Origin of the sequence: Neobacillus sp. C211, from assembly GCF_051842875.1 — a bacterium.
Lineage (GTDB): Bacteria > Bacillota > Bacilli > Bacillales > Cytobacillaceae > Neobacillus.
In genome coordinates, this window is sequence record NZ_JBPXRO010000013.1 from 129,119 (window position 1) to 155,130 (window position 26,012).

31 protein-coding genes and 1 riboswitch are annotated in these 26,012 nt (G+C 36.0%); of the genes, 7 read left to right on the top strand and 24 right to left on the bottom strand.

Annotated elements, in window-relative coordinates; genetic code table 11:
* The first annotated feature begins 228 nt into the window (after positions 1-228).
* The 3 genes from ACSU6B_RS14305 to ACSU6B_RS14315 are packed head-to-tail and all read left to right on the top strand — an operon-like array spanning position 229 to position 1,307.
* Positions 229-459 (top strand): spore coat associated protein CotJA, encoded by a 231-nt coding sequence (locus tag ACSU6B_RS14305; RefSeq protein WP_214718973.1) that lies wholly within the window; start codon positions 229-231, stop codon positions 457-459.
* Positions 456-716 carry a spore coat protein CotJB gene (locus tag ACSU6B_RS14310; protein ID WP_214718971.1) on the top strand — a complete coding sequence of 87 codons (261 nt, stop codon included), beginning with the start codon at positions 456-458 and terminating at the stop codon, positions 714-716. The genes ACSU6B_RS14305 and ACSU6B_RS14310 overlap by 4 nt, the downstream gene beginning before the upstream one ends.
* Before the next feature lie 21 nt (positions 717-737).
* Positions 738-1,307: a manganese catalase family protein gene (locus tag ACSU6B_RS14315; RefSeq protein WP_214718968.1), complete on the top strand. Its 570-nt coding sequence runs from the start codon at positions 738-740 to the stop codon at positions 1,305-1,307.
* 27 nt (positions 1,308-1,334) lie between these two features.
* Here ACSU6B_RS14315 and ACSU6B_RS14320 read toward each other — a convergent pair whose 3' ends face one another.
* From ACSU6B_RS14320 to ACSU6B_RS14340, 5 genes are all read right to left on the bottom strand, one after another.
* Positions 1,335-1,790: a YpbF family protein gene (locus ACSU6B_RS14320; protein WP_410886133.1), complete on the bottom strand. Its 456-nt coding sequence runs from the start codon at positions 1,788-1,790 to the stop codon at positions 1,335-1,337.
* A gap of 93 nt (positions 1,791-1,883) precedes the next feature.
* Positions 1,884-2,597 (bottom strand): LysM peptidoglycan-binding domain-containing protein, encoded by a 714-nt coding sequence (locus ACSU6B_RS14325; protein WP_410886135.1) that lies wholly within the window; start codon positions 2,595-2,597, stop codon positions 1,884-1,886.
* Positions 2,594-3,199, bottom strand: coding sequence for a CPBP family intramembrane glutamic endopeptidase (locus ACSU6B_RS14330; protein WP_410886137.1), 606 nt, complete (start codon positions 3,197-3,199; stop codon positions 2,594-2,596). The genes ACSU6B_RS14325 and ACSU6B_RS14330 overlap by 4 nt, the downstream gene beginning before the upstream one ends.
* Positions 3,196-4,710, bottom strand: a complete 1,515-nt coding sequence (locus ACSU6B_RS14335; RefSeq protein WP_410886139.1) for a RecQ family ATP-dependent DNA helicase — start codon at positions 4,708-4,710, stop codon at positions 3,196-3,198. The genes ACSU6B_RS14330 and ACSU6B_RS14335 overlap by 4 nt, the downstream gene beginning before the upstream one ends.
* Positions 4,710-5,747: a helix-turn-helix domain-containing protein gene (locus ACSU6B_RS14340; RefSeq protein WP_410886141.1), complete on the bottom strand. Its 1,038-nt coding sequence runs from the start codon at positions 5,745-5,747 to the stop codon at positions 4,710-4,712. Before ACSU6B_RS14340 ends, ACSU6B_RS14335 begins: the two co-directional genes overlap by 1 nt.
* A 260-nt stretch (positions 5,748-6,007) precedes the next feature.
* On the opposite strand from ACSU6B_RS14340, the gene ACSU6B_RS14345 reads away from it, so the two are divergent.
* Positions 6,008-6,256: a ferredoxin gene (locus ACSU6B_RS14345; protein ID WP_024030326.1), complete on the top strand. Its 249-nt coding sequence runs from the start codon at positions 6,008-6,010 to the stop codon at positions 6,254-6,256.
* Positions 6,257-6,370: 114 nt separating this feature from the next.
* Here the strand turns inward: ACSU6B_RS14345 and ACSU6B_RS14350 are convergent, their stop codons facing one another.
* The 18 genes from ACSU6B_RS14350 to ACSU6B_RS14435 form a co-directional block, all read right to left on the bottom strand.
* Complete coding sequence (locus ACSU6B_RS14350) at positions 6,371-6,955, bottom strand: ECF transporter S component (protein WP_410886143.1); 585 nt, start codon at positions 6,953-6,955, stop codon at positions 6,371-6,373.
* 166 nt (positions 6,956-7,121) lie between these two features.
* A riboswitch (FMN riboswitch) is annotated at positions 7,122-7,253 on the bottom strand.
* Positions 7,254-7,396: 143 nt separating this feature from the next.
* Positions 7,397-8,152 (bottom strand): peptidoglycan DD-metalloendopeptidase family protein, encoded by a 756-nt coding sequence (locus ACSU6B_RS14355; protein WP_251033132.1) that lies wholly within the window; start codon positions 8,150-8,152, stop codon positions 7,397-7,399.
* A 167-nt stretch (positions 8,153-8,319) separates the two neighbouring features.
* The gene (locus tag ACSU6B_RS14360) at positions 8,320-9,495 is read right to left on the bottom strand and encodes a negative regulator of sigma-X activity (RefSeq protein ID WP_410886145.1); all 1,176 of its coding nucleotides are present in this window, start codon (positions 9,493-9,495) and stop codon (positions 8,320-8,322) included.
* Positions 9,470-10,021: an RNA polymerase sigma factor SigX gene (gene sigX, locus ACSU6B_RS14365; RefSeq protein WP_410886147.1), complete on the bottom strand. Its 552-nt coding sequence runs from the start codon at positions 10,019-10,021 to the stop codon at positions 9,470-9,472. The genes ACSU6B_RS14360 and sigX overlap by 26 nt, the downstream gene beginning before the upstream one ends.
* 222 nt (positions 10,022-10,243) lie before the next feature.
* Positions 10,244-12,022 (bottom strand): ATP-binding protein, encoded by a 1,779-nt coding sequence (locus tag ACSU6B_RS14370; protein WP_215005025.1) that lies wholly within the window; start codon positions 12,020-12,022, stop codon positions 10,244-10,246.
* The gene (locus tag ACSU6B_RS14375) at positions 12,019-12,735 is read right to left on the bottom strand and encodes a response regulator transcription factor (RefSeq protein ID WP_088088835.1); all 717 of its coding nucleotides are present in this window, start codon (positions 12,733-12,735) and stop codon (positions 12,019-12,021) included. Before ACSU6B_RS14375 ends, ACSU6B_RS14370 begins: the two co-directional genes overlap by 4 nt.
* Positions 12,736-12,922: 187 nt before the next feature.
* Positions 12,923-14,107, bottom strand: a complete 1,185-nt coding sequence (ccsB, locus tag ACSU6B_RS14380; protein WP_410886149.1) for a c-type cytochrome biogenesis protein CcsB — start codon at positions 14,105-14,107, stop codon at positions 12,923-12,925.
* A complete protein-coding gene (gene resB / locus ACSU6B_RS14385) occupies positions 14,108-15,742 on the bottom strand; it encodes a cytochrome c biogenesis protein ResB (protein ID WP_410886151.1) in 1,635 nt (544 codons plus the stop codon).
* Between the two features lie 19 nt (positions 15,743-15,761).
* Complete coding sequence (gene resA, locus ACSU6B_RS14390) at positions 15,762-16,286, bottom strand: thiol-disulfide oxidoreductase ResA (RefSeq protein WP_214718946.1); 525 nt, start codon at positions 16,284-16,286, stop codon at positions 15,762-15,764.
* Between the two features lie 98 nt (positions 16,287-16,384).
* Positions 16,385-17,122 carry a 23S rRNA pseudouridine(2605) synthase RluB gene (rluB, locus tag ACSU6B_RS14395; RefSeq protein WP_088088839.1) on the bottom strand — a complete coding sequence of 246 codons (738 nt, stop codon included), beginning with the start codon at positions 17,120-17,122 and terminating at the stop codon, positions 16,385-16,387.
* A gap of 221 nt (positions 17,123-17,343) precedes the next feature.
* The gene (locus ACSU6B_RS14400) at positions 17,344-17,880 is read right to left on the bottom strand and encodes a spore maturation protein (protein ID WP_410886154.1); all 537 of its coding nucleotides are present in this window, start codon (positions 17,878-17,880) and stop codon (positions 17,344-17,346) included.
* Between the two features lie 6 nt (positions 17,881-17,886).
* Positions 17,887-18,474, bottom strand: coding sequence for a nucleoside recognition domain-containing protein (locus ACSU6B_RS14405; protein ID WP_168244956.1), 588 nt, complete (start codon positions 18,472-18,474; stop codon positions 17,887-17,889).
* On the bottom strand, positions 18,467-19,612 hold the full coding sequence (locus ACSU6B_RS14410) for a D-alanyl-D-alanine carboxypeptidase family protein (RefSeq protein ID WP_410886156.1): 1,146 nt from the start codon (positions 19,610-19,612) through the stop codon (positions 18,467-18,469). Before ACSU6B_RS14410 ends, ACSU6B_RS14405 begins: the two co-directional genes overlap by 8 nt.
* A 173-nt stretch (positions 19,613-19,785) precedes the next feature.
* Complete coding sequence (locus ACSU6B_RS14415; RefSeq protein WP_410886158.1) at positions 19,786-20,676, bottom strand: superoxide dismutase; 891 nt, start codon at positions 20,674-20,676, stop codon at positions 19,786-19,788.
* A gap of 127 nt (positions 20,677-20,803) precedes the next feature.
* Complete coding sequence (locus tag ACSU6B_RS14420; protein ID WP_215005046.1) at positions 20,804-21,292, bottom strand: YpuI family protein; 489 nt, start codon at positions 21,290-21,292, stop codon at positions 20,804-20,806.
* Between the two features lie 36 nt (positions 21,293-21,328).
* A complete protein-coding gene (locus ACSU6B_RS14425) occupies positions 21,329-21,748 on the bottom strand; it encodes a hypothetical protein (protein WP_410886160.1) in 420 nt (139 codons plus the stop codon).
* Between the two features lie 121 nt (positions 21,749-21,869).
* On the bottom strand, positions 21,870-22,457 hold the full coding sequence (gene scpB / locus ACSU6B_RS14430) for an SMC-Scp complex subunit ScpB (protein WP_088088847.1): 588 nt from the start codon (positions 22,455-22,457) through the stop codon (positions 21,870-21,872).
* Positions 22,444-23,214, bottom strand: a complete 771-nt coding sequence (locus ACSU6B_RS14435) for a segregation/condensation protein A (protein ID WP_088088848.1) — start codon at positions 23,212-23,214, stop codon at positions 22,444-22,446. Before ACSU6B_RS14435 ends, scpB begins: the two co-directional genes overlap by 14 nt.
* A gap of 208 nt (positions 23,215-23,422) precedes the next feature.
* Between ACSU6B_RS14435 and ACSU6B_RS14440 the strand changes: the two genes are divergently transcribed.
* Both ACSU6B_RS14440 and ACSU6B_RS14445 read left to right on the top strand, forming a co-directional pair.
* Complete coding sequence (locus ACSU6B_RS14440) at positions 23,423-23,509, top strand: YjcZ family sporulation protein (protein ID WP_168246239.1); 87 nt, start codon at positions 23,423-23,425, stop codon at positions 23,507-23,509.
* A gap of 189 nt (positions 23,510-23,698) precedes the next feature.
* Complete coding sequence (locus ACSU6B_RS14445; protein WP_168244963.1) at positions 23,699-24,220, top strand: DUF309 domain-containing protein; 522 nt, start codon at positions 23,699-23,701, stop codon at positions 24,218-24,220.
* A 31-nt stretch (positions 24,221-24,251) separates the two neighbouring features.
* Here the strand turns inward: ACSU6B_RS14445 and ACSU6B_RS14450 are convergent, their stop codons facing one another.
* The gene (locus ACSU6B_RS14450; protein WP_168244964.1) at positions 24,252-24,602 is read right to left on the bottom strand and encodes a GNAT family N-acetyltransferase; all 351 of its coding nucleotides are present in this window, start codon (positions 24,600-24,602) and stop codon (positions 24,252-24,254) included.
* A 507-nt stretch (positions 24,603-25,109) separates the two neighbouring features.
* Between ACSU6B_RS14450 and ACSU6B_RS14455 the strand changes: the two genes are divergently transcribed.
* The gene (locus tag ACSU6B_RS14455; RefSeq protein ID WP_410886163.1) at positions 25,110-25,973 is read left to right on the top strand and encodes a DUF1002 domain-containing protein; all 864 of its coding nucleotides are present in this window, start codon (positions 25,110-25,112) and stop codon (positions 25,971-25,973) included.
* Positions 25,974-26,012 lie beyond the last annotated feature (39 nt).

The window sequence follows — 26,012 nt, forward strand, 5'->3', positions numbered from 1 at the left end:
TCTTCCAGCCTCTTTGTAAATTTGTCCATATTGTTCTTCTTTTCAACCTTCATAACAATTCTTCGGACAAGTTTATCAGTTTCATCAAAAGTTCACCTCAAAATTGATTGTCTGCATTATCTATTATACTTCGATAATCCTTAGATAAATCCCATTTATTAAGATAAATGTCATAGTAAAACGAAAAATTCATATTATTAAATGATGTTGAATAAAGGGAGGGCTAAAATGAATACACACTTTAAAACCTATCATCCTTATGCGAGTCCGTTTGACCCTTGCAAGCCAATTCCTGAAAAAACTTACTCTACCCCGCCACATTTATATATGGGCTTTCAACCACCTAATCTTCCACAATTTTCACCGCAAGAAGCATTGAGAGCTGGCACGCTCTGGAAGGACTTCTATGATCCTTGGTACAATTCCTTGGAGAAAGCAAAAGGGGGCCTGCCAACATGAAACAGGTCCCTGCCGAATATTATCAAATAATGGAGCAGCTTCAAACGGTTGACTTTGTTTTAGTAGAACTCACATTATATTTAGATACCCATCCTGATGACCTAGAGGCAATCAATCAATTCAATCATTACGCAAAAGAACGAAAACGTATCAAAAAGGCATTTGAAAGCCAATTTGGTCCATTGCTTCAATTTGGAAATAGCTACTCCGGATATCCATGGAACTGGAAAGATACCCCATGGCCGTGGCAAGTTTAATTAAAGGGAGGGAAGAGCTCAATGTGGGTTTATGAGAAAAAATTACAATACCCTGTTCGAGTCAGTACTTGTAATCCAACCTTAGCAAAATATTTAATTGAGCAATATGGGGGTGCCGACGGCGAACTTGCTGCTGCACTCCGATACTTAAACCAACGATACACGATTCCAGATAAGGTAATTGGCCTTCTAACAGATATCGGTACAGAAGAGTTCGCTCACCTCGAAATGATTGCTACAATGGTCTACAAATTAACGAAAGACGCCACGCCTGAGCAAATGAAAGCAGCTGGATTGGGAGCACATTATGCTGACCATGATAGTGCATTATACTACCATAATGCCGCAGGAGTTCCATTTACAGCAACTTATATAACCGCTAAGGGTGACCCAATTGCAGATTTATATGAAGATATTGCAGCAGAAGAAAAGGCAAGGGCTACCTACCAGTGGTTGATTAATATAAGTGATGATCCTGATATCAATGATAGTCTGCGCTTCTTACGTGAACGGGAAATCATTCATTCGCAACGTTTCCGGGAAGCAGTAGAAATTTTAAAAGACCAACAGGGTAAAAAGACGATTTTCTAATCAAATAAGAAGCAGTTAGTCTGCTTCTTATTTTTTTTCATGATATAAGTTTATGTCATATTTTGTTTTCATCATTTCAAAAACAATGTGACGTGATTTCCATTCTTCTTCTTTTTTCCAATAATCCTTACTGCGGTCGACAATTTCACATCTTAATTCATGATATTCCTTTTCTGCTTTGTCTTTTTTTTCTTTCAGTAAATTCATTGTACCGTACATTCCGACACAAAAAACCAACAATGTTAAATTATTGGAGTCATTTACAAACGCAGAAAACATTGCAGCAAAGGAATAGGAATAAATACTGGCAACTGTGATATACAAATAGATTAAGAAACTAGCTGCTAAAATAATTGTGGCCCAAATTGAAAGAATATGCCGCTTTTTAAAACGGTCAAATTTTCCTTTTCGTTTTCTTACATTTTCAAGAGCCTGCTTGGTTGCCTGATCAGTATTTTCAAGTAATTGGATTGGAGAATCCATATTTATCACCCTCCATTTCTCTATATATACATATGAACTTGTCCCTTCTATTATGTTTTTCTATAAAAAAAAAACCGATCACTTTTGGATCGGTTAATTGTTTATTGGTATTTTCAAAACCTGCCCTGCATTTAGTTGGTTACTCGTTAGATGGTTTGCCTCCATAATAATTTCCATTCCCTTTGGGGACTGATAATACGTCATTGCAATCCTATAAAGGTTTTCATTTGGTTTAACCGTATGAGAAATGATTTTACTAGCTTCTGGTTCCGTCGATACTACGCTAGTTTCTGATTCTTTTTCTTTTTCACTATTAATATCTGATACCTGAGAATCCGTTTTGTTTTCATTTGTACTCTCGGGTTGAACAGATGTATCCACAGCCGTTTCAGATTGTTCTACTCCGGCGTTAGGTTCTTGGCTAGTTTCTTCTGAATCATTAGCTTCAGAAATTGCTTCCTTCGATTCATCAGGATTTTCTAGTGTTTCCTCGTCATCTTTAGAATTTTCCAAATTAATCGTTTCATACCCTACTGATTCAACTGATAGTTTTTCAACACCATTTATTTTTTTAGCACCGTTACTGTAAGAGATTACACTAAATATGATTATAGGCAGGAGGATAAAGAACAAAACTAATAGACGAATAAGTGGATATTTTAGCTTCCATTTTGTTTTTTTCTTCTTTGGGCGATGTATCTGCTCCCGTGGCGGCAAAACTTCCATGTCTTCGACTTTTTCATTAATTTTTTCTATTCGCTGTTTTAATCTTTCCGCTTGGTCCCTGAATGGTTCTTCATTATTCATGGAGCTACTCCTCCCTGTTCATCTTCTCTGATTGGTCGTTTAAATTTTATATATACTCCTAATAAAAAATCAATGACAAAATGCATAACAATTGTGACTGCTAAATTGTCTGTCCACAGAAATATTAAACCAATAAAAAAGCTTAATATAACAATATTTACAAACAAAAACCAATTAAAAAGGTATCGATAGTGGATGATTGCAAAAATAATACTTGCTAAAATTAGGCCTACTTTTGTCTGAATGATCCCTCTAAACAATAATTCTTCACTAAAAGCTACTAAAAGGGCAATGATAAGGATGTGAAACAAATTTCTATTTTTAAATATTCTTTCATTCAAACCGCCATCATCATAAAAGGACGAGGGCAGCGATTTCATTAAAAGTATATCGACCATTACCACTGTAATACCGGCAGTGAGTCCGATTGATATAATATGAAAGTCATTCAAAGAAATATTATTTAAATAGGAGAAATGGTCAAAAAATATAAAACCTAATATCAATGAGATCACACAGAGAATTCCCTGTGTCATGTACAGGTGAAAAAGCAAATCTTTATCTGTTAATTCATTAATTAATTCAAAATACTTTTTTTTCATTCCCTCAACTCACAATTGATTAGAATTTTAGCAAGATAGTCGTTCCAGTTTTTTTCATTTGTTTTTACTGAAGGAAAATGATTAGAATTAATATTTTGATAATCATTTATTTGAAGCCCGCAAATGTCGCAGCATGGATTTAGCTTGTTAGATAATATTTCATCAAAATAATGTAAAATATATTCACGTCTGCAAGAATTGGTTTCAATCCATTTTTTCATGCAATAAATATTATTTTTCTTAATGGATAATCTTTCCTTAACAAAATCATTAATAGTGCATTGTAATTTTTCAAGGCTAGCCATTTCTAGAAATGAATTATTTACAAAGTCCTCAACAATCCTCCATTGAATCTCGGTAAAACCGCCAAGCTCCATTAGTTTCGTATTTAGATTAATCTTTCCATCCTTCAGAAGATGGTCATGTTCTACCTTTTTAAACAACCAGTCTATTTGCTGTTCAGATGGCAATTCATTCTCTGCAAGCTGGATTGGAAGCTGTTCATCCCCTGGCGAATATAAAAGGATGGCAATACTCGGTTCGCCATCACGACCTGCCCTTCCGATTTCCTGTAGAAAAGATTCTATTTGCATTGGCATGTGATAGTGAATAATAAAACGGATATTTTCTTTATTAATACCCATGCCAAAAGCACTCGTAGCACATATTACATCTAATTGCCCATAGATAAACTGTTGTTGAATCAGTATTCTTGTATTTTGATCCAATCCGCCATGATAGGCCATTGACTGACAGATACCTTTTTCTGTTAGTAATGTCGCCATCTGTTCAGCAGCTTTTTTACTTGAAAAATAAATAATTCCCGGTTTTTTCAATTTGGCAACAAACTCGAGGACACTGGCTTGTTTATCGCGGTAATCAAATAGTTCTTTTACATAAAAGCCGATATTGGGTCGGTCGATGGTCGATTCTATTTTTACTATTTCCTCTAAATCAAGTGAAGCAACAATGTCCTGTCGTACCTTTATTGTAGCTGTCGCTGTCAGTGCAAGCGTTAGTGGATTACCGAATTTCTTTCGAATCTCACCTAGTTTTGAATAATCCGGGCGAAAATCAAAGCCCCATTGGGAAATACAATGGGCTTCATCTACAACAAACAATGCAATCGTAAGCTCTTGAAGTTTACGAAGGATAAAGGGAACTCTCAACATTTCAGGTGATATGAAGATAAATTTATATTGACTTAAATGATGAAGGGCCCTATTTCTTTCCTCTCCCGATAGAAAGGAGTTTAAAGCAATGACTCTTTTTTCACCAAATCTTTTAAATTGTTCCACTTGATCCTGCATTAATGATAGAAGAGGAGAAATAATTAAAATGTGCCCATCTAAAATAATCCCAGGAAGTTGGTAACACAGGGATTTTCCTGTTCCAGTTGGGAGCATTGCCAGTGTATGCTGCCCAGCAAGAATGGAGGTGATTACCTCTTTTTGTCCAGTCTTAAACGTTTGATAACCAAAATGTTTTTTTAAAACCTTTTCTAATTCCATTATCTATCACCATATTTCGCTAAAACTAACCTTATTTGAAAATAAGTAGCAGCACCTACTTTTTCTTTTATCACTTTTAGCTGTTTGGTTACTTTTTGCCGCGAAACTTCCAAAATCTTATTTTGTAACTCACTATCGACGTATGTATCAATGGAAAAATCCTTTACATTTAAGGCTAATTCAACAAGATGATCCTCTATTGTACTTAACTTTAAGTGTCTAAGATTCGCAATCATATCAAGGCTATATCCTTGTAATAATAATGCCTGTGTTTTCCTTGAGGAAAGGGTTAATTCATCATCTTGCATTAGATCATGGATAAGATAAGGTAAAATTTTAAACTGATTACCGTCTTCCATTATTTTTTGAATCAAGTAATGAAGGGTATTAGTAAAACCAATCTGATAATCATGAAAATCTAACTTCAGCTTTTTTGCTACTTGAAGAGGGGTTAATCCAATCTGCTGAAAACCAGTTAACCGAAAGACTAAAAGTGATGGGTCCATGTCTTTCACTGTATTAAAACATTCATTTAACTCTGAATAGACAGCAGTCCCCATCTCCATCCTAGGTACGGTGATATCCTTTAGAGCAGCTTTTAACCAGCTATGGACGTCTTTGTTTTTTTGAATGGGTATATATCTTGATTCCCTAAAAGCAAGATTGGATACTACCTGAATTAGTAGGGACAATCTTTCCCAAAATAGAGAGGATATTTGATGAAAGGTCCAGCCATTTATATATTTGGGCAATGGTTTGTTTTCTAGAAGTGTCATTCCAGAGGTCGTTACATCGTATCGTTGTTCCCCTATATTTATTAACCAATTTTTTTCTACCATTGATTGATGTATTTCATCAAAGGAGTCCCTTGTTAATTGCTCATAAATCCCAAAAAATTTTTTTAATGAAAATAGGTGGGCGTCTTGGATAGTTTGTGATGATTTTTTTCCATTCAACAGGTGATAGACGGAGTAAATTGTCCGTTCCCTGTTTAATTGTTTGACACTATAAAGAATAATGGATTCAAGTTGCATCATACTAAGTCCCCCGCCGTTTTTCGTACATTATCGACAAAATTTCCATTTTTCTTCTTTATTCTACCATGAAATAATGTAGATTGTTGCCCAAAAATGTGGAAGAATTAGAAATTCAACTATATAATCTACAGGTATATGGGTATTTTTCTATTGAAAAGTTATCGATACAGTTTTACAATAGATATGAGTTATCCGTTTTCAATTTGATAATGGAAAATGTGTAAGAAGAATTTTGTTTATATTACTGGGAGGTTTTTTTCATGGCAAAGTACACAATTGTGGATAAGGAAACTTGCATTGCATGTGGGGCTTGCGGCGCAGCAGCACCAGATATTTATGATTATGATGATGAAGGCATTGCATTTGTAACTCTTGATGATAATGAAGGAATTGTTGAAATTCCAGATGTATTAATCGATGATATGATGGATGCTTTTGAAGGCTGTCCTACTGATTCCATTAAGGTAGCTGATGAAGCTTTTGATGGTAATCCAACTAAATTTGAATAATATTTAGGTAAAACAAATGTTAAGCTACTACCTCTCTCCTTTTTAAGGTGAGAGGTTTTAATTTTTTACAAAAAAACAACAGGAGGAATGAGTCCATCCTGTTGTTTTTATTTATTAGACGCTTTTAATTGTTGTGTTCTTATTAATCCATGCCTGCATCCGAATGAACAGAAGCATAAAGATGGATGACATCATAACACCTTTTATTAAGTTAAAAGGTAAGATAGCAGGGACTACCAGATTACGCATATCAGGGAATCCCATAAGAGCAGTATAAGCCGGTAAAATGAAGAAGTAATTTAACAAACTCATCATTACCGCCATTATAGCTGTCCCGGCGATTAACGCTAATGTCATACCTTTTCTAGTTTTGAGTCTATTATATACGAAATATGTTGGCAGGATAAACACAATGCCAGCAGCAAAATTGGCTATATGGCCAACAGGAATTCCTGTAAAACTTCCTGTCTGAATATAATTAAGGACATTTTTAAAAAACTCAACTAATATTCCTGCAATTGGTCCAAAAATCAATGTGGCAATTAATGCTGGGATGTCGCTGAAATCGACAAACAAGAAATTTGGGAATAAAGGCAATGGAAATTGTATTAGCATTAACAGAAATGAAATACTGCTCAACATTCCAATTGACACATAAGCCCTTACATTCATTTTCCTCTGTTTCTTCATCTTCTTCATCTTCCTCTCTCCTTTTTTGATCCATCGCGTTTAGGAAGAGAGGTTCAGCAAACAGTCGAGACCTAAGTAAATAAAAACTCCCTCAAGAAAATATACTTGAGGGAGTTTACAAAGGCACGCTTAATAAACGTTCATTAAACATTAATTTTTTGAACGTCTGCAGAACCTCCATCTTCTCCCATCCAGACTATACTGTCGGCTTTGGAATCACACCAAATCCTGCCAAAACGGCTCGCGGGCTTACGAGTTTCACTCAAATACCGCCGATCGGGAATTTCACCCTGCCCCGAAGATAGATCGATATTTAATTACAATTATAATTATACTGCTTTCTGCATTTTTTGTTAAGTAAATGGTTTACGTTTTAACGCATTTGTAACTTTTAAAGTTGATTCTACAAAAAAAGCCGCAGACACTTGAGTCCACGGGTTGTTTATTATCTCAATTCACATTTAATACTTGCTTAGGTTTAATAAGATCCGAGGACAGATGGTTAAGCTGTTTAATACGTGTTACCGTCATATTTCTTTTCCTCGAAATGGAGTACAATGTGTCGCCTTGTTTGACGATATATTGCTTTTTTCCTTTCTCTGTTTTGTCTTCCTTTTGAAGTTTTACATGGGAGCTTGCTTCTAATACATCGTCATTGATTCCAGCTATTCCACCCTGTACATTCTCGCCTGTGTCCGCTTTTCCTAAGAACTTTTCTGGATCCAATGCATATTTCTTATCATATCTCCACTCATGCTGGTGGGTTTCAAAATGAAGATGGGTCCCAGTAGCTTGTCCCGTTCTCCCCATTTTCCCTATTACGGTTCCCTGCTTAATACTTTGACCTTCTAATACAGTTCGCTTGTTTAAATGGGCATAGACCGTAACAAAATGACTTGGATGTTTTATAAATACTACATTTCCGTATGTATTCGAATAATAGGATTTAACTACTTGACCATCATCGACGGCAAGAACAGGGGTGTTCAATTTTCCAGCAATATCAATTCCCTTATGTTTACCCATTCTCGTTCCATATGTATCAGAAATAATACCGTCTGCAGGCCATATCCACCCATCCTTTATCTCTTTCTCATCCTTCATACTTGCTTCGGAATGTATTCCACCTAAAAATAACAAACTGACACATAGCGCCATAATTAGGGCAATAAGAACCCTTTTTATGTAGTCTCGCATTTTCTTCATTCAACCTCCTTAGTTCTTTTCCTCCTCCACACCATATGTTAGTTGTTTCACCTTTAGAACATATACCTTGGTGGAGGAGCGATTAGACATACTTGTTATAATTTGGAGATTATAGTTATTTTATTCATGATAAAAAAAATCAACCACTAGGGTTGATTGAAAAATAATTATTGAAGCGTCTGTAGGTTTGGAGCACGCGGGACTTTGTTTTCCTTTGATAGGTCAAATGTTCCGATTTTTTTTATAGGCGAATTTTTTATAATGACCTTTTCTAAACCAAATTCTTTAGCTGTTAATAACAAGGACTCATAAGCGTTAATCGTAACTTGGTCTTCTCGTAGACTCGAATTTTCATCTATTGTAACAAGTAAAGTTTTTTCTTTAATGGATACATCCTTAATCGGCAGAGCTGGAAAAAGTGAACTTTTTAACCCTAATAAGGGCTGATCATTCTTCATTGCCTCCAAGGCCCTATTAATATCAGTATACGTCTCTATTGATGGAACTAAGTAGGGGATTTCACTATCTTTGGAAAAATAAAAAAAGAAGGCATGATTCTTCTTTTGGACGACTTCAATTTCCTCTTTCCTGCCAAGATTCCCTAGTTCAATTCCAGGCTCACCATTTGTTGAAAATCGGATTTTTTTTATGTTACTGTTCGAAGAAATATCTTTTTGTAATACATTCATAAAATTTGTTTCTGTTGTTGATCCTTGGCCGTACTGATGGGTTGACGGCACATCAACCAAAACAGTTTTATTTTTATTATCAAGCCTCAGCGTAGCATTAAGTGGATAAAATTCGCTTAAACCCCATTCTTCTTCCTTTAAACTCACCATGTTTTCATTAAATATAGTTAGCCATGATTTATCATTTGAATCATTTACTATAGTGGAAACTGGAACAAGTATTTGCGCTTGTGGATCTGGAATCCAATATGTTAAGACCCTTCCATTGTCTACTTCATCATCATAGACTGCTGTTTTCAAAAGTTCATTATTCTCAGCTGCTGAAAAGGTCTTTGCTTTTAAATTGTCATCTTCTTTTTTCAAAGCACTGGTGGAATCTTCATCCGCTGTTTGCATTTCCTGCCCAGATGAAGCATTTTTTTGACTTGATTTATCCTCTGAGTATTGGGTTCCGACCATTAATTTAGGAACTAAGATGAAAAAAATGAGCAATGCACATGCAGCAGCGAGGCCAGGCAGGAGCCATTGTTTTATTTTTGTCTTTTTTATAGAAAGATTCTGATAAATGTCACGAGGATTGCGATCATCTTGTATTTTGGGCATTTGCCTTAATAGTTCTTCGAGCTGCTTATCGCTCCACTCTGACTTTTTCACTAGCCGCTCCCTCCTTCTGATAAGACATTTCCATATGTTTCTTCAATACCTTTAACGAACGGTGCTGTGTCGTTTTCACCTTGCTTTCTGTCCAGCCTAATGCTTGGGCTGTTTCAACAATCGATAAATCTTGAATATATCGCAGAATAATAACAGCTCTTTGATCCATTGTGCAATATTCTAGACAGTTGTAAACCCACCTGATTTCTTCCTTTAGTACCATGATTTCTTCTGGTATAGGATATCCATCTTTCAGCTGATCGGTGGACCAATCAAATTTTTCGAGTAAACGTTCTTTCCATCCCTTTTGTTTTCGGAAGAAGTCAATGGCTACATTTCTTGCAATCGAAAACAACCAGGTTTTCTCACTGCTTTTCCCTTCAAAACGGCGATAAGATTTAAAGACTCTTATATAGACTTCTTGGACAAGATCCTCGGCATGTTCTTTGTTCCTGACCATATAAAATAGAAATTGAAAAACGTCATGATGATATTTTTGGTAAAGTTCATCGAAAACGGAGTCCATCAATTCCCCTCCCCGTTCATAATATTAGTCGATTTATATGTATAAAAAGTTTCACCTTATAAATATAGACTTTTTTGTGACAAAAAGGAAGGTATAAATTGGAATTCATTTCCCAAAAAATTGATACAAAAAACTCATCCTGTTAAAGGATGAGCACATAGCTTTCTATTTTTATTGTTCCTCGTGAATCAAGAACAATCGGCAAAATACTTGTTCATTTTACTATTTTCGAGGCACTAAAAAGGAAAATGTCGTTCCTTGACCGAGTTTACTCTGAACAGAAATATGACCTCGATGTGCATCCATAATATTTTTAGCTATGGCTAGTCCAAGTCCTGTTCCTGCTCTTCCTCTCGTTCGAGCTTTATCAGCCTTATAAAACCGTTCAAACACAAAAGGTAAATCTTCTTCAGGAATACCCGACCCAGAATCTTTAACTCTAATCATTACGCCCTTATCTTCTGAAGTCACACTTAATTTAACAGAACCGCCTTTAGGTGTATGTCTTATGGCATTACCAATTAAATTTGTGAGAACCTGTTCGATTCGATCAGGATCAAAGGAAATGGAGGTGATTTCATTATCTATCTCTGCAAATAATTGAATTTCATTTTCTTTAGCTAATCCCTGGAACTTGTGGATAATTCGATTGATAAATGAAGAGATATTAGTTTCCTCCATTGTTAATTGAAGATGTCCGGCTTCCATTCGGGCTAAATCTAGCAATTCATTGACAAGCCGGCCCATACGCAAGGATTCATCATAAATGACCTTTGCCATTTCCTTTTTCTCTTCTTGGGATTCAGCAATATCATCAACGATTGCCTCACTATAGCCCTGCAACATCGATATTGGCGTTCTAAGCTCATGAGAAACGTTTGCAATAAAGTCTTGTCTCATTTTATCTAACTGTCTTTCCTCAGTCATATCCCTCAGAACGGCTACTGCACCGCGAATAAAACGGTTACTATATAATGGACTAACTAGGATGACCCAATGTCTGCCTTGGAATGAAATTTCACCCATTTGTTCTGTTTCAGTATCGACCGCTTTCTGAAATAGATCCATTACCTCTGGTGGAATGGCCTCGGAATCCGTACTAATTCCACCCATTTCATAATACCAATATTGAAGAAAGCGGTCTGCTGGAGGATTGGTGATTAGAATCGCCCCATCCCGATTAAAGGTAATAACACCATCTGCCATACTGCTTAGGATACTCGATAATTGCTCTTTTTCTTGGCTAAGTGCACTCATATTGAATTTTAATTGTCTTCCCATTTGATTAAATGCAGTTGCTAGTTCCCCAATTTCATCATGTGTAAGGATGGGTACTTTTGTATCGAATTTCCCTCTGGCCACTTCAAAGGCTGCTTCTCTCATCTTTCTTAAGGGAGCTGCAATTCTTGTGGACAAAAAGAAGGCAAAAATAGTTGTAAGGATAATAGCTACACCCGCAACAAGTAAAATAAATTTAGTTGTTTCATGGGTTGTTTCTTGCATTACTTCTAATGATTGATAAATAAAAACGGCACTTTTTTCTTCCCCGGGCAAATGCAAAGGTACACCAATAATTGAATACTTAGCATCCTTTTTATCTTCCTTAAAGGAAAGCGTGGAAATCTTTTCAACAGTCCTATCTTTTTTTAATACTTGTGATAATTTCGGGTCATTTTTAATATCCGTAAAGGATAACCTATTTGAAAGATTCGTGTTTGGAGAGTAATAGACTTCACTCTCATTTTTAACAATTACTACATTGTTGACATTATCAATAATTTCCCAAGATATCTCTAATCCAAGTGGTAATTTTTCATTAGGATGTTTTTCTAAAACATTCGCAATTTTCTCAGCTGTATTGGTCAAATCCTTTTTCATCTCAAGAGTATTGTAGTTTTGGAAAAATTCGAGAAGCATGATTGTTAAGATGAATAGCACAAAAGATACTAATAAAAGGATCGTTAACCATAGCTTTCCTACAACACTTCTTAATAATGTCATTCATTAATAACCTCAAATTTATAGCCTACGCCCCAAACTGTAACAATCATTCTTGCAGCTTGTTCAGAAACCTTGTTTAATTTTTCACGGAGACGCTTTACGTGCGTATCAACTGTACGTAGATCGCCAAAAAATTCATAATGCCAAACTTCTTTTAGTAACTGCTCACGGTCAAAAACCTTATCTGGTGCCTTCGCTAAGAAATAGAGCAATTCATATTCTTTTGGCGTTAAACTTACTTCTTTACCATCTGCTGCTACCCTATGTGCATCATTATCAATGGTTAAGTGTGGGAATACAATGACGTCTTTCGTTGTCGTTTCCGTTTGCAGGTAACTTGTTTGTGAAGACCTTCTTAACAAGGCCTTGACACGCAGGACTACTTCCCTTGGACTAAATGGTTTGACTATATAGTCATCAGTGCCCACTTCAAAGCCTTGGACGCGATTAATTTCTTCCCCTTTAGCAGTAAGCATGATTACCGGTGTTGCCTTCTTTTCTCTTAATTCACGACAAACTTCAATTCCGTCTTTCCCTGGCATCATTAGGTCAAGAAGAATGACATCATAGTCATTAGCAAACGCTTTTGCTAATGCCTCGGTTCCATCTTCTGCTTCATCAATTGTATAGTCTTCACGCTCTAAATACATTTTTAATAAACGGCGAATCCTTTCCTCATCATCTACAACTAAAATTTTCACGTCTTTTTCCACTATTAATCCCCCCATGGAGTTTATTTTACAAAACGCTATTGTTTTATGCTATATTTTCGTGATAATTACTCCTATAAAAAGTGTCAATAATTTGACAACGCTAACAACACTTAAAAATTTTATAAAAAGCCTTCACTTTTTATAAGTGAAGGCTATAATAATTTACCCAAGTCCTAATTGTGAATGTTCACCCCGCATAGGAATGTAAGCCAGCAATAACGAGATTGACTGCAACAAGGTTAAACATAATTATTACAAAGCCGATTACTGCTAACCATGCAGATTTTTCGCCATGCCACCCTTTGGATAGACGAAGATGTAAAAATGCTGCATAGAATAACCATGTGATTAAGGCCCAAACTTCTTTTGGGTCCCATCCCCAAAATCGTGACCAAGCCATTTGCGCCCAAATCATCGCAAAAATGAGTGCACCTAGAGTAAACACTGGAAAACCGATTAATACAGAGCGATAGCTAATTTCATCAACAAAGTCTAGTTTAATGTTTTTAACAAGCGGTTTTAGTGCTGCAGCAATTCGTTTTCGTAATATCAATCTAATTAGGCCATAAATAACGAGTCCGGCCATTAATGACCAAATGACTGTATTTAATTTTTTGGCATTAATAAAAGCTGGTACCTCGAACAAAGGCTTAAATCCGTCTTTTGTTAATAAGTCTCCTTCATGAGGACCAGAAATGGCAGGCATCGTATATTCAACAATAGCCTGGTTATCATGTTTATCAACCCAATTAAATTTCTCATGGTAACCCAACCCTGAAAATAGTGAAGATACGGCAACGAAACCAAGTACGGCAACAAGTGAAAACATGACTATTTCAAGCCAAAAGGTTTGTTTGTTGGATTTTGTTTGATCAATTGCCTTTACGAGATAAATAAGCCCTGCCGCAAAGCTAATTGCTAGAATAGCTTCCCCAATCGCCGCAGTAGTTACGTGAATATGCAGCCAATAACTTTGTAATGCGGGTATTAATGGCGTAATATCCCTTGGAAACATACTAGCATAAGCGATAACCAATAGGGCGACAGGCATTGTAAATAATCCTAGTAAGGTTGTTCGATAAATAAAATAAATGACAATAAAAGCACCTACAAGCGCCATTCCGAAGAATGTTGTGAACTCAAACATGTTACTAACTGGAGCGTGCCCCGCAGCTATCCATCTAGTGATAAAGTAACCCAATTGCGAAACAAAACCAACAATTGTTAACAGTACAGCAATCTTCCCCCATCTGTTGGTTCCTTCCTTTCCATTCGATTGCTTCTTTGATTTAATAGACCCTCCGAAAAATAGGGTTGCAACTAAATATATTATAAAAGAAATAAATAATAAATTACTACTTATTGTTGCCAACTAGACACTCTCCTTATCCTTAGGTTTATCAGTATCTTCCCTTTGAACTTGATCTTCTGGCATTTCAAGTTTCGTATCTGTCAAAACTGTTTCAATTTCTTTTTTTAGTCCATACCAATTTTTGTTTGTATGAGCTGCAACCCAAATTTGTCCATTTTTGTTTTGAATCCAAATTCGACGGTGGTTCCAATAGGCTCCTTGTATGACGCCAATCATAAATATGATTCCACCTAATATAATCGCCCATAATGTTGAATCCTTCCGAACAATAAATCCTGAAACATTCTTTGTTTCGATTCCTTTAAATGCCATTTTATATTGATTAGCCCCAAATGGCTCGATGGTTTGCTTGATGGCAACGAAACTTGTTTCCCCTTTTGGCTTTTCAGGGGATACCATCCGGAAGACAAAGGCAGGGTTGTTTGGAACACGTGATTTTGTTGTTGGCTCCCCATTTTCTGCAAATTCGAAATCTGGAAAGTAGTTTAGAATTTCAACAGAATACCCATTACCAAGATCATACTTCATCTTCGGATCTGTAAGATCAATTTTAAGATCGTTTATGGCTTTTTTCGTATTTTTATTTGTTAATGAAAATGACATCGTATTGAGTTCATTTCGGAATGAAGCTTGGAAGACAGAATAACCTTCAAAGGTGAGAGGGAGATTAACTCTTACCTTATATTCTGTTACTTTCTTGAGCTTTGGTTTCTCGCCAGGTAGATTATTTCCAACACGCTTATAAAGAACAACATTCGATTGATAATTTTTCACAACATCCCCAGCCTGACTTATAGCCTTTTCAAATGTTTTGTCTTTATTTTTATCATAGTGTTCTAAAATGAATTTGTTATTTTGGAGATAGAACTGTCCCTCTGTCTCAGGAACAAGAGCTGTTTCTCCCTCTCTGACCCAAAGGTTCTCATTTACATACATTCCAGGTATAAAACGAAGCATCCCGCCGAGTAAGAAAATAATTAATCCAACATGGTTTACATACGGACCCCAGCGAGAAAAACGCCCTTTTTCAGCTAAGATATCTCCATTTTCTTCGCGGACATGGTAACGTCTTGCCTTTAAATGCTTCTTAATTATCGTAAGATCATTTTCATCTGCACTTTCGTTCACACCAAAAATGCGCTGACGTTTTAAAAAACCTTCGTGTCTTGTAACCCTTTGGGCCTTAAGGGCCTTATATAATGGCACCACACGATCGAGACTACAAATGACCAAGGATATACCGATCATCGCAATTAATAATAAATACCACCAGGAACCATATAAATTATTAAAACCTAATTGGTAATATAATTTACCAACCCAACCATATTCTTGCTCGTAATAAACATCTGCAGGCAAGTCTATATACATTTCCTGCGGCAAAATCGTACCAAGTGATGAAGCAATTAAGGTAATAATAATCAGCCAAACGCCAACCTTTACTGATGAAAAAAAGTTCCATATTTTATCAATAAATGTTTTATTATATGTTTGTGAACGTCTTGCACTTCCTTCATAGCGCATATCGAGAAGTTCTGCAGGGTTAATATTCTCATCCAGCACTTTTCCGCATGCCTCACATAAAACAGTTCCATGTGGATTTACATGCCCGCATTCACATTTAACATCTTTCATTGAAAAAACTCCCAACAACCTAAGGTTTTATTTTCTCCATAAATTCCCTGATTTTCTCTTCTGTTAACTCACCCGTGTAATATTTAACGACCTTGCCATTCTTATCAATCAAAAATGTAGCTGGCAGCGGATCAATTCCATAAGTATTCATTACTTCCTTATCTGTATCAATCATAATCGGAAAATCCAGCTTAAGACGGTCAGCAAATTGATTAACTGCAAGTTTAGATTCTTGAATATCTACTGTTAAAACTTGTACCCCTTTGTCCTTATACTGATGATACTGATTATTAATATACGGCATTTCCTTTTTACAAGGCGGGCACCATGTTCCCCAGAAATTTAAGAAAACCCCTTGGCCGCGATAATCTGAAAGCCGATGTTTATTTCCTTGCATATCAACTAATGCAAAATCAGGAGCTAAGCTATCAACCGCCACTTTTTGTTTATTATCTTGTGTAAAATTAGCATATAGCGTATAAACAACGGCAGCCCCTAGTAAAAGTAGTATGATAGTTCTTACAACTAATCGCCGCTTTTTCAATTAATTCCCCTCCAGTAAATCACATGACACAGTTTGTCTAATTATAGCATTTTACAACACAAATACCGTGTAAATGAAGAATAGCATTTGTGACGGTTTTATGAATTTTTTTTGGTTGAGCCTAACCCCAGTGCCCTTAGCTGCTTTACTTCATGCGGGGTTAGCTCTCTTGCATCGCCCGTTTTTAAACCATTTAGTGTTAAGAAGGCATATCGTTCACGCTTTAATTTCAATACATCATGACCAATTGCTTCAAACATCCTTCTAACTTGACGATTTCTACCTTCATGGATGGTTATTTCAACAATGGCCGATTGTTTTTTATTATCTGCTGAAAGCAATTTCACTCTAGCTGGAGCTGTTTTTCCATCTTCTAGACGGATTCCCTTTTCAAGCTTCCTTAGATTTTCCTTTGAGGGAATGCCTTTTATTTTTGCAACATAAACTTTGTCTATTTCACTTTTCGGATGCATGAGTAAATTAGCAAATTCTCCATCATTCGTTAACACTAATAATCCTGATGTATCATAATCAAGGCGGCCAACGGGATAAATCCTTTCTTTTAAATGCGGAAAGAAATCCGTCACTACCTTTCTGCCCTTCTCGTCGTTCACACTTGAAATAACTCCTCTTGGTTTATATAAAAGGAAATAAACAGGTTCTTCTTTCTCAATCTGTATTTCATTTACCTCTACCTTATCAGATGAAGATACCTTCAGACCAAGCTCTGTAACAACCTTTCCGTTAACTTTTACACGCCCTTCTTTAATTAAATCCTCAGATTTCCTTCTTGAAGCAATGCCCGCTCGAGCAATTACTTTTTGCAATCTTTCCATTCATTCCACCTCGAATTTATCTGTATAAAAAATAAGATGGCTCCATAGAGCCATTGGTTTCCTTTTCAGAAATAGTAATTTCCTTATTACTAGGGTAACGAACACAGAAACCTATCCTAATGAATTATGACATAATTTCTTCACTTTTCAAAGTCACGGGTATTATTACAGAAAAATATTAAAATAGCATGTTCAAATTGAACATGCTCATTCATTTTATATTATTTTGTTCCAAAAAACATCGATACTACTATAATTGCAGCGATAATTCCGACTACGTCGGCAAGTAGGCCCACTTTTAGGGCATCCCCCATTTTTTTTATACCAACTGCGCCGAAATAGACAGTTAAAACATAAAAGGTTGTGTCTGTACTCCCTTGCAAAACAGAAGCCAGGCGGCCAATAAATGAGTCTGGCCCATAAACGCCAATTAAATCACTTGTCATTCCCAGTGCAGCATTTCCAGAAATAGGCCTGATAATCAATAATGGCACTATTTCCGCGGGTACTCCAATTGATTTCATCATCGGTCGAATCCAATTCATTAAAGCGTCTAATGCACCTGACGCTCGAAAAATTGAAATGGCCACAAGCATACCAACAAGGAAGGGGATAATCGAAAAGGCAATCTTAATGCCCTCTTTTCCACCTTCAACAAAACTTTCATAGGTTGGGACGCGTTTGAAGGTACCATATAATAGAATAAACCCAATTAGTAAGGGGATAAATGTTAACGAAATAACCGATATCATCTCCATGTTTTTTCATCCTTTTCTGCTTCTGCGATAATAGAAATAACGGTCAATTAAGATTGCACCTAACGCAGAGATAATGGTTGCTATAATCGTTGGAACGACTATCTCAGTAGGAGATGCAGAATGATAATTCATTCTAATCGCAATGACAGTTGTTGGAATAATGGTAATACTTGCAGTATTAATTGCTAAAAAGGTAACCATGGATCTGCTCGCTGAATCCTTTCCCCCATTTAACTTTTTTAGTTCTTCCATCGCTTTAATACCAAGAGGAGTGGCTGCATTTCCCAAACCGAACATATTAGAAATCATATTTGATAAAATATAGCCCATTGCAGGATGGCTTACAGGTACGTCAGGAAATAATCGTTTGACAAGCGGTCGAAACAGTTTAGATAGACGTTCTAAAAGGCCGGACTCCTCCGCGATCCGCATCATTCCAAGCCAAAAGACGAGAACGCTGATAAGTCCAATACAAAGGGTCACCGCTTCTTTCGCCCCATCAAATATTGCTTTATTCACTTCAGCCATCGTCCCATTGATTAGCGCGAAAATAAATCCAACAACAGTCATAAACACCCAGATATAATTAACCATTGGACTTTACACCAATAAAGATCAGAAAAATTTCCTTTACAAAATCCAACAACCCTTTTTTCTGCTCGGGCACATTCTGATAGTAAATCGGAGTTTCTTGAACAACTCTACCATCTAAGTAAACTTCTGCCTTTCCAACAATTTCTTCATTCTTCTTGTCATTTTCAAATTTTTTGACAGGCTTATTCAACTTATATTTAATAGAAAATAAGTCCATTTCCTCTTTCGTTACAGGATAAACAATTGTTTTCTTTACGTATAAATGATTCTTATAATACTTATTTTTTACATCCTTAATTTTACCCTCAGGTAATACTTCAGCCATATCAAACCCTTTAAATCCACTCTCATACATGGAAATATGGTCATTCCAATCGTCTGGTCCGTTCAAGGTTACTGCAATTAGGCTCATATCTCCTTTTGTTGCAGATGTTACCAATGTCCTTTTGGCTCGTTTGGTATAACCTGTTTTCCCACCTGTTGTATATTTATACTTTGTTAGCAAGCGGTTTTTATTTTTCCAGACACGGTCCCAATCTTCTGTGGGGTTTGGTGCTCTATATACCTTTGTACCAGAGATTTTCTTAAAAGTTTTATCTTGCATGGCATAGCGCATTAACACGGCCATGTCATAGGCTGTTGAGTAATGGTCCTCACGGTCATCAAGTCCATGTGGATTGGCAAAATGGGTATTTAACATCCCGATTTCCTTTGCCTTTAGATTCATTAAATAGGAAAATCCCTCTACACTTCCCCCAACATACTCGGCGATTGCTACAGCCGTGTCATTTCCTGACCTTAGCATCAACCCATATACTAGGTCCTTAAGCTTAATTTTTTCGCCTGGCTTTAAATAGACTGACGATCCTTCTGCACGAGTCGCTTGTTCGCTAACTTTTACATATTGATTCATTTTCCCCGATTCGATTGCTAGTTTCGCAGTCATTATTTTCGTTATACTTGCGATTCTTCTTTTTGTGTAGGCGTCTTTCTCATAAAGGATACGACCTGATTTCTGCTCTATCAAAACCGCACTTGCTGCACTTACGGAAACTGAAGCATCCACCTTTTGAGGAATGTTAGCAATGAATATTGAGACTATGAGGGAAAACATAACTAGCTTCCAAATCATTCTCATTAGATTAACCTCGTCCCCTTGTAAAGTTATCTAGCTTCAGTGCCAAGGAAGGCACTTCTGCATTTCATTTTTCTTGTACAAGTTTATGCAGGACGAGGCTTGTTATGACAATTTGCAGAAGAAAAACAAAAGCAGACGACAATTTGCCGTCTGCTTATTGATTTTTTAATACCCTAAAATGCTGGCCATTTGATGTCCGCTGATTTTTCAAACCGCATTTCTACATCATGCCAATTGACTAAGTTCCACCAATTGTCGACATAATCCGGTCTTTTGTTTTTATACTGAAGATAATAAGCATGCTCCCAAACATCTAATACTAATAGTGGTATGGTATCCCACTGGGTCAATAGCATATGTCGTTCAGATTGCAGTATCTCTAAATGCCTTGCTCGTGGAGACCAAACTAATATGGCCCAGCCTACTCCTTCTACTTGCTTAGCCGCTTCAGAAAATTGCTTTTTAAACGCAGCAAAACTTCCAAAGTATTTCTCAATTTCACCTTTTAACAGTCCTTTTGGATGATCCCCCCCATTGGGGCTCATGTTTTTCCAAAAAATTGTATGAAGATAATGTCCAGACCCATGAAAGGCAAGCTCTCGTGACCAATGTTTAATTAATGAAAAATCGTTAGTTTCCCTTGCTTTTTTAAGATTAATTTCTGCTTTATTTAATCCATCAACATATGCTCGGTGATGCTTATCGTGATGAAGCTTCATGATTTCCTCTGAAATATATGGTTCCAGCGCATTATATGGGTAGGGAAGGTCAGGGAGTGTGTGGCCCCCAGCGGGTACAACTTTTTCTGCCACCCAAATGACTCCGCCTTCTTGTTTTCTTTTAAAATAATTTTCCATTTGCTCATGGATATTCTCAGCCTTCGCTTGAAGGGTTAGTAGCTCTTCATTTGATAATTGTCTGCCTGTGTTTTCAATTAATTCAGTGAAATTATCAAGATGTTCCCATAAATCAGAATTTCCTCCCTCCTTTTCTGATTGAAGAAACTGTTTCATTTGCTCATTCCACTCAAACAGTTCGTTTACATAACGACTAAAACGATCCATTCTATCCCTTCTTCCCGACAATAAGATGCTTTATAAGTAGCCTACCTAGATGGTATGAGGGTGAGAGCAAAAAAAGAACATGATAAAAGGCCGCCCTAATAATAGGACCGCCCTTTCAATGATATTCTTATTTTGATTGGATCATTTTTGTTCGATAATCTGTTTCATAATACTCAAGTTCTTCCCTAATCCTTTGAAACTCACCTTCTAAACTTTTGACCAACTGTACAATACTGTCAGAAATGTTTCGATAAAACTTGATAGAGTTTCTTCCCGTGTAAGCTGACCTGCTGTCTTCGAACCAGGCATCATTCTTCGGTGAAAAAAACTCTTCAATACATTGATGATAAATTTTATAAAGAGTTTTTTCTGCTGCTGCTTTTTGAAAAGGACTTCCTTGCAAAATTACGGAGCACGCATCTAAACTTTCTTCACTATAAACAATTAATTTCCGTAAATTTGCAAAGATCAATTTATTATAATTACGATCTTCTTCATTTTCCAAGTTTAATTGCGAAATCGTTGCTTCATTTAAAAAATCCTCTAATGTTAAAATTGACTTCCCTAAAAAATTCTTTACATCATTTAATTGTGTTTTTACCAATGTATTACCCATTGTTAACCCCCTAAATTTTTACTTCGTAAACATTGCTTATTTTGGCTGCATAATGAACTCTAGCGGAGAACGAAGTTCATATTCTTTCTTTTGGTTAAGAGAAAGAAAAATTTCAGGTAATTTATTATAATTGACATCTTGAAAATAAGAAGCAAATTCCTGCTTTGAATTAATATAAAGTCGTTTTCGGCTGCGCAGGCCAGGATTTTTCAAGAGACATACAAGCGCTACGATATCTTTAAACGAAACCTCATTGTTATCCTGAACCATAATCGGGTCTTGCTTGTACGGAGTGAATTCATGGATGAATTCATCGAAATACCTAACATATAAAACGTGCAGCGTTTTTTCCTCACCATCTTCAGAAAAAGTAACGATGCTTCTGTTAAAAAAGTCCTCAGAAGTATTTGATTGTTCCTTTTCCAATTCAAAGCCTTTACACTCTTTAATTAACAAATTAATCCCACTCCTTGGCCAATGACAATATCACATGTAAAAATCCTTTTAACATGTCGTGAAAGAATTGAATAATTAACCTACATTTATTTTATCATAAAATTAAGTAAGTATTGGAAAATTAAGAATTAATCGTCTCCTGAAATTTTTCAAAAAATAGATCTGCCTCTTCCTGAATAAATTCATCTTCTGCCTTTTCGGGAAGCTGGGGTAGTTCTTCAATACTTTTCAGACCAAAGTAGTCCAGAAACTCTTTCGTTGTTCCATATAAGTAGGCTCTTCCAGTACCTTCTGCACGGCCAACTTCTTTTATTAACGCTTTTGCCATTAGTGTATGCAACGGTCTTTCTGTTTTCACACCACGAATTTCCTCAATTTCAGCTCGAGTGATTGGCTGTTTATAGGCAATGATGGCCAATGTTTCTAGCGCTGCCTGTGACAATGTGGAAGTATGGGGGGAATCAACAAGTTTCTTTAGATAAGTTGCATTTTCTTTCTTTGTTGCAAGTTGATAGGTACCAGCAAGCTGGACCATCATAATTCCCCTTTTGTTGTCCCGCTCATATTCTTTTTTCAGATCCTCAATGATTTCACTTGCCTTAAGTTCATTCACTTCTAGAACCTCTGCTAGCTGTTTCAGTGAAAGCCCTTCATCCCCTGCAGCAAACAAAAGGCTTTCTAGGATACTGTTCCAGTTAATGATTTCCAATCATTTCTGCCCCTTCCTTTACGGCTTTAACATAAATATCTCCAAAGTTCTCTTGTTGCTGGGCGTCAATCTCTTTTCGTTTAATAAGTTCCAAGACGGCCAAAAAGGTTACGACGATATGATCCTTAGCCGGATAGGGAAATAATTCATTAAAGTTTTTTTGTCCTTTAAGTTGCTTAAGTTCCACCATAATTTCTGTCATTCTGGTTTCAATAGATATTTCCTGACGAGTAATCTTCGTTGCCATTGGGCGCTGAAGTTTCTTTCGTCGCATTAATTTTTGAAGTGCAGCCAGCATATCATACAGAGAAACATTTAACTCTTCTTTTTCCGGCTGTTTCTCTTTCGCAAACTCAGATAGATCACTTGGCGGCTTTGTATACATGAGCCCTCGTTCCACTTCCATGGATTTTAAGTCATGGGCTGCTTCCTTATATTTTCGATACTCTATTAGACGCTCAACAAGTTCGTCTCTTGGATCTTCTTCGAATAACAAGTCAGGATCCTCTACATCGAGAACTTCCTCATGCTTTGGTAAAAGCATTTTACTCTTAATTACGAGCAACGTCGCGGCCATAACTAAAAACTCGCTTGCAACATCGAGCTTGAGCTCATTCATTGTCTTTATATACATTAAGTATTGCTCGGTTATTTCGGCAACCGGAATATCATATATATCAATTTCTAAACCATTAATTAAATGGAGCAGCAAATCTAATGGTCCTTCAAATGCATCAATTTTCACCTGGTATGGCATTATAACTCACCAAAATTCTTTAAAATAAGTTCGTTGATCATTCACTTCGACTATTAATAGTATAGAGGATTAAATAAGGTTATCCAATAGAAAAATCAACTTGGCGAGGGAATATTATCAAAACATGATGATTGCCCATAACAATGGACAAATATCCTACATATGATGACAAGGAAAAGAACAAAACATTTTTTAGGAGGTAATGAATATGGCTGACGGATTCGGATCCGGATTTGCGTTAATTGTAGTTCTATTTATCTTGTTAATTATCGTTGGTGCTTCCTGGGTCTATTAATTAAACATTTGGAAGTGTACAGGATTAAACATATTACTGTGCACTCCGGCTGGCTACCAATATTAGTTAGAACTACTTGCCCGTCAATATTGACGGGCTTTTTTTATTGAAAAGTAAAATTCTAATATTTTAAAGGAACCATTTAACTGTGATAAACTATACTAAACATTTTGTAAGGGGGAGAATTGCTTGTACCCGAGCGAGTATATACATTTTTTAGCCCATTTTCATGGCGATCGTGATTATTTCGAGTGCCATGAACTACTTGAAGATTACTGGAAAAAGACCGATCCGAGAAACAAGGATTCCGTCTGGGTTGGTTTTATTTTATTGTCAGTATCTGCTTATCATCATCGTCGAAGTAATTTTAGCGGTGCTGAACGAACATTAAGAAAAGCAATAATGATACTTAAATTACAATCGGATTCGTTGACAAAACTCGGAATAAATAAAGTGGATTTTTACCACTTGTTAAATAGACAGATTTCCGCATTGCAAAAAGGAGAATCATATAGAAGCATTTCCTTACCCATTTGTGACCCCAACTTATTAGAATTTGCGAAAAAAGCATGTGAACAAAAGGGGTTTATTTGGGGAAATGAAAGTGATCTTACCAATAACTCCCTTGTCCACCGTCATAAATTACGTGACAGATCCAGTATAATAGATGAAAGAAATCGGTCATTAAAGACGCGGAAAAGCAGCGAATAAATTTATTATTCGCTGCTTTTTTGAATGTAATCTAGCAAAAATCACATTTTTCGATAAAAGCTGCTGTATTTTCATTTGCAGTAATTTCTTTTTCTGCATACATTTCTTTCAGTGCTTTAACCATTTTTTTACCGATTCCCTGAAAACGATGCGAAGGATTCACGGAGATATGAAGGATTTCTATAGAATTGGTATCATCGTGGTTCAAGACACCCAAAAGCCCTATTATATCTTCTTCTTTCCAAAGAAAAAGCTGCAAATGCTCTTCTGTTTCATATTCCTTCATGGTTTGTTGGAGCTTTTTTAAGTCTTTTTCGCTGGGCATAAAGGATAATAAACCCATTGCAATCTTTTCGAATGTTCTTTTATAACGAATTAACATTTAGATCCCTCATTATATTAAATAAACCGATAAAATATTTGGTTTAACAATAGTATATTTTTACCAAGAAAATCAATATTAAACATTATTCATTATATGTAGTCGCAGATATTATGTTTCATTAATCACCATGATACATAATAAATGGTCAATCATCAATAAAATTATTCTTAGTGTCTAGGTCCAATAAAAATCCAATAAATAATTCCCCATAGAACGGACAAGCCAATAAGAATACTAAATAAAACCCAGTTAGTTCTCTTCATGAAAAAGCTTCCTCCAAAATAAGTTTTGAAGATGTTGTACATGACTTCCATTCTACACTAAATTACAAAAATAATCTATTCTGCTTATATCTGCTTACAAATTTGCATTTTTTATTAAGATTAACTATCTATGAAACTTCCGCGTGGATATTTACGTTATTATTATTGGATTCGGTTATATTAATTAATAAATGAGTCTCACCAATTCTTTACTACCTTTTAGAGTTACGAGGAGGAAACTATGAAGAAAATTCTTATTTACTTATTGTTGAGTTTGCTACTTATCAATCCAGTCCGCACTTTTGCTGATATAGCTGAAGGGGACATGATTGTTACATTAGGTGAAAATTTAACAAATGAGCAAAAAAATATTCTTTTAACGGAAATGGGTGCTCCAAATGATGTACAAATTGTCACTGTATCGAATCAGGAGGAACATCAATATTTAGGGAAATACGTATCAAAATCATTCATCGGCACAAAGGCCATATCATCATCTGCTATTACCATTCAACCTAAGGGGTCTGGGATTACCGTTGAAACCAAAAATATTAACTGGGTTACGGACGAGATGTATGTCAATGCCCTTATCACTGCGGGTGTTAAGGATGCAAAAATTTATATAACATCCCCGGTTACGGTTTCTGGAACAGCCGCGCTTACTGGTATTATAAAAGCCTATGAAATATCAGCTGATAAAACGATTCCTGAAGAAGTAAAACAAGCGGCAAACCAGGAAATGGTCGAAACCGCTAAACTAGGAGAATCCATTGGTAATAAGAACGCTGCTGCATTAATTGCGAAAGTGAAAGAAGAAATTGCTAAGAATAAACCAAAAAATGATGAAGAATTACAAAATATTATTGAACAAGCTGCAAATGAATTAAATGTTAAACTTACTGATGAAGAAATGAAACGATTAATGGACTTTTTTAATAAGCTCAAAGATTTAAACATTGATTGGAACCAAGTTAGCGACCAACTTAATAAAGCTAAAGATCGTATTTCTAAATTTCTTCAATCAGAAGAAGGACAAGGTTTCTTAGAAAAAATTAAACAATTTTTCATTTGGCTCATTGATGCCATTAAATCCATATTCTCCTAACTGAATCAGAAAAAGCTGCCACTTCAAACGAAGTGGCAG

Bases quoted from the DNA above. Each gene is read 5' to 3' on its own strand.
- ACSU6B_RS14335 (WP_410886139.1), bottom strand. From the start codon at position 4,710: ATGGAATTAGAAAAGGTTTTAAAAAAACATTTTGGTTATCAAACGTTT.
- ACSU6B_RS14325 (WP_410886135.1), bottom strand. From the start codon at position 2,597: ATGAATAATGAAGAACCATTCAGGGACCAAGCGGAAAGATTAAAACAG.
- ACSU6B_RS14340 (WP_410886141.1), bottom strand. From the start codon at position 5,747: ATGATGCAACTTGAATCCATTATTCTTTATAGTGTCAAACAATTAAAC.
- ACSU6B_RS14400 (WP_410886154.1), bottom strand. From the start codon at position 17,880: ATGGAGATGATATCGGTTATTTCGTTAACATTTATCCCCTTACTAATT.
- sigX (WP_410886147.1), bottom strand. From the start codon at position 10,021: ATGGACTCCGTTTTCGATGAACTTTACCAAAAATATCATCATGACGTT.
- ACSU6B_RS14320 (WP_410886133.1), bottom strand. From the start codon at position 1,790: ATGGATTCTCCAATCCAATTACTTGAAAATACTGATCAGGCAACCAAG.
- ACSU6B_RS14350 (WP_410886143.1), bottom strand. From the start codon at position 6,955: ATGAAGAAGATGAAGAAACAGAGGAAAATGAATGTAAGGGCTTATGTG.
- resB (WP_410886151.1), bottom strand. From the start codon at position 15,742: ATGAAAGATGTTAAATGTGAATGCGGGCATGTAAATCCACATGGAACT.
- ACSU6B_RS14330 (WP_410886137.1), bottom strand. From the start codon at position 3,199: ATGAAAAAAAAGTATTTTGAATTAATTAATGAATTAACAGATAAAGAT.
- ACSU6B_RS14420 (WP_215005046.1), bottom strand. From the start codon at position 21,292: ATGGGTAATACATTGGTAAAAACACAATTAAATGATGTAAAGAATTTT.
- ACSU6B_RS14405 (WP_168244956.1), bottom strand. From the start codon at position 18,474: ATGGTTAATTATATCTGGGTGTTTATGACTGTTGTTGGATTTATTTTC.
- ACSU6B_RS14415 (WP_410886158.1), bottom strand. From the start codon at position 20,676: ATGGATCGTTTTAGTCGTTATGTAAACGAACTGTTTGAGTGGAATGAG.
- ACSU6B_RS14310 (WP_214718971.1), top strand. From the start codon at position 456: ATGAAACAGGTCCCTGCCGAATATTATCAAATAATGGAGCAGCTTCAA.
- ACSU6B_RS14315 (WP_214718968.1), top strand. From the start codon at position 738: ATGTGGGTTTATGAGAAAAAATTACAATACCCTGTTCGAGTCAGTACT.
- ACSU6B_RS14440 (WP_168246239.1), top strand. From the start codon at position 23,423: ATGGCTGACGGATTCGGATCCGGATTTGCGTTAATTGTAGTTCTATTT.
- ACSU6B_RS14455 (WP_410886163.1), top strand. From the start codon at position 25,110: ATGAAGAAAATTCTTATTTACTTATTGTTGAGTTTGCTACTTATCAAT.
- ACSU6B_RS14370 (WP_215005025.1), bottom strand. From the start codon at position 12,022: ATGACATTATTAAGAAGTGTTGTAGGAAAGCTATGGTTAACGATCCTT.
- ACSU6B_RS14305 (WP_214718973.1), top strand. From the start codon at position 229: ATGAATACACACTTTAAAACCTATCATCCTTATGCGAGTCCGTTTGAC.
- rluB (WP_088088839.1), bottom strand. From the start codon at position 17,122: ATGGAAAGATTGCAAAAAGTAATTGCTCGAGCGGGCATTGCTTCAAGA.
- ACSU6B_RS14345 (WP_024030326.1), top strand. From the start codon at position 6,008: ATGGCAAAGTACACAATTGTGGATAAGGAAACTTGCATTGCATGTGGG.
- ACSU6B_RS14410 (WP_410886156.1), bottom strand. From the start codon at position 19,612: ATGAGAATGATTTGGAAGCTAGTTATGTTTTCCCTCATAGTCTCAATA.
- ACSU6B_RS14450 (WP_168244964.1), bottom strand. From the start codon at position 24,602: ATGTTAATTCGTTATAAAAGAACATTCGAAAAGATTGCAATGGGTTTA.
- ACSU6B_RS14435 (WP_088088848.1), bottom strand. From the start codon at position 23,214: ATGCCATACCAGGTGAAAATTGATGCATTTGAAGGACCATTAGATTTG.
- ACSU6B_RS14355 (WP_251033132.1), bottom strand. From the start codon at position 8,152: ATGAAGAAAATGCGAGACTACATAAAAAGGGTTCTTATTGCCCTAATT.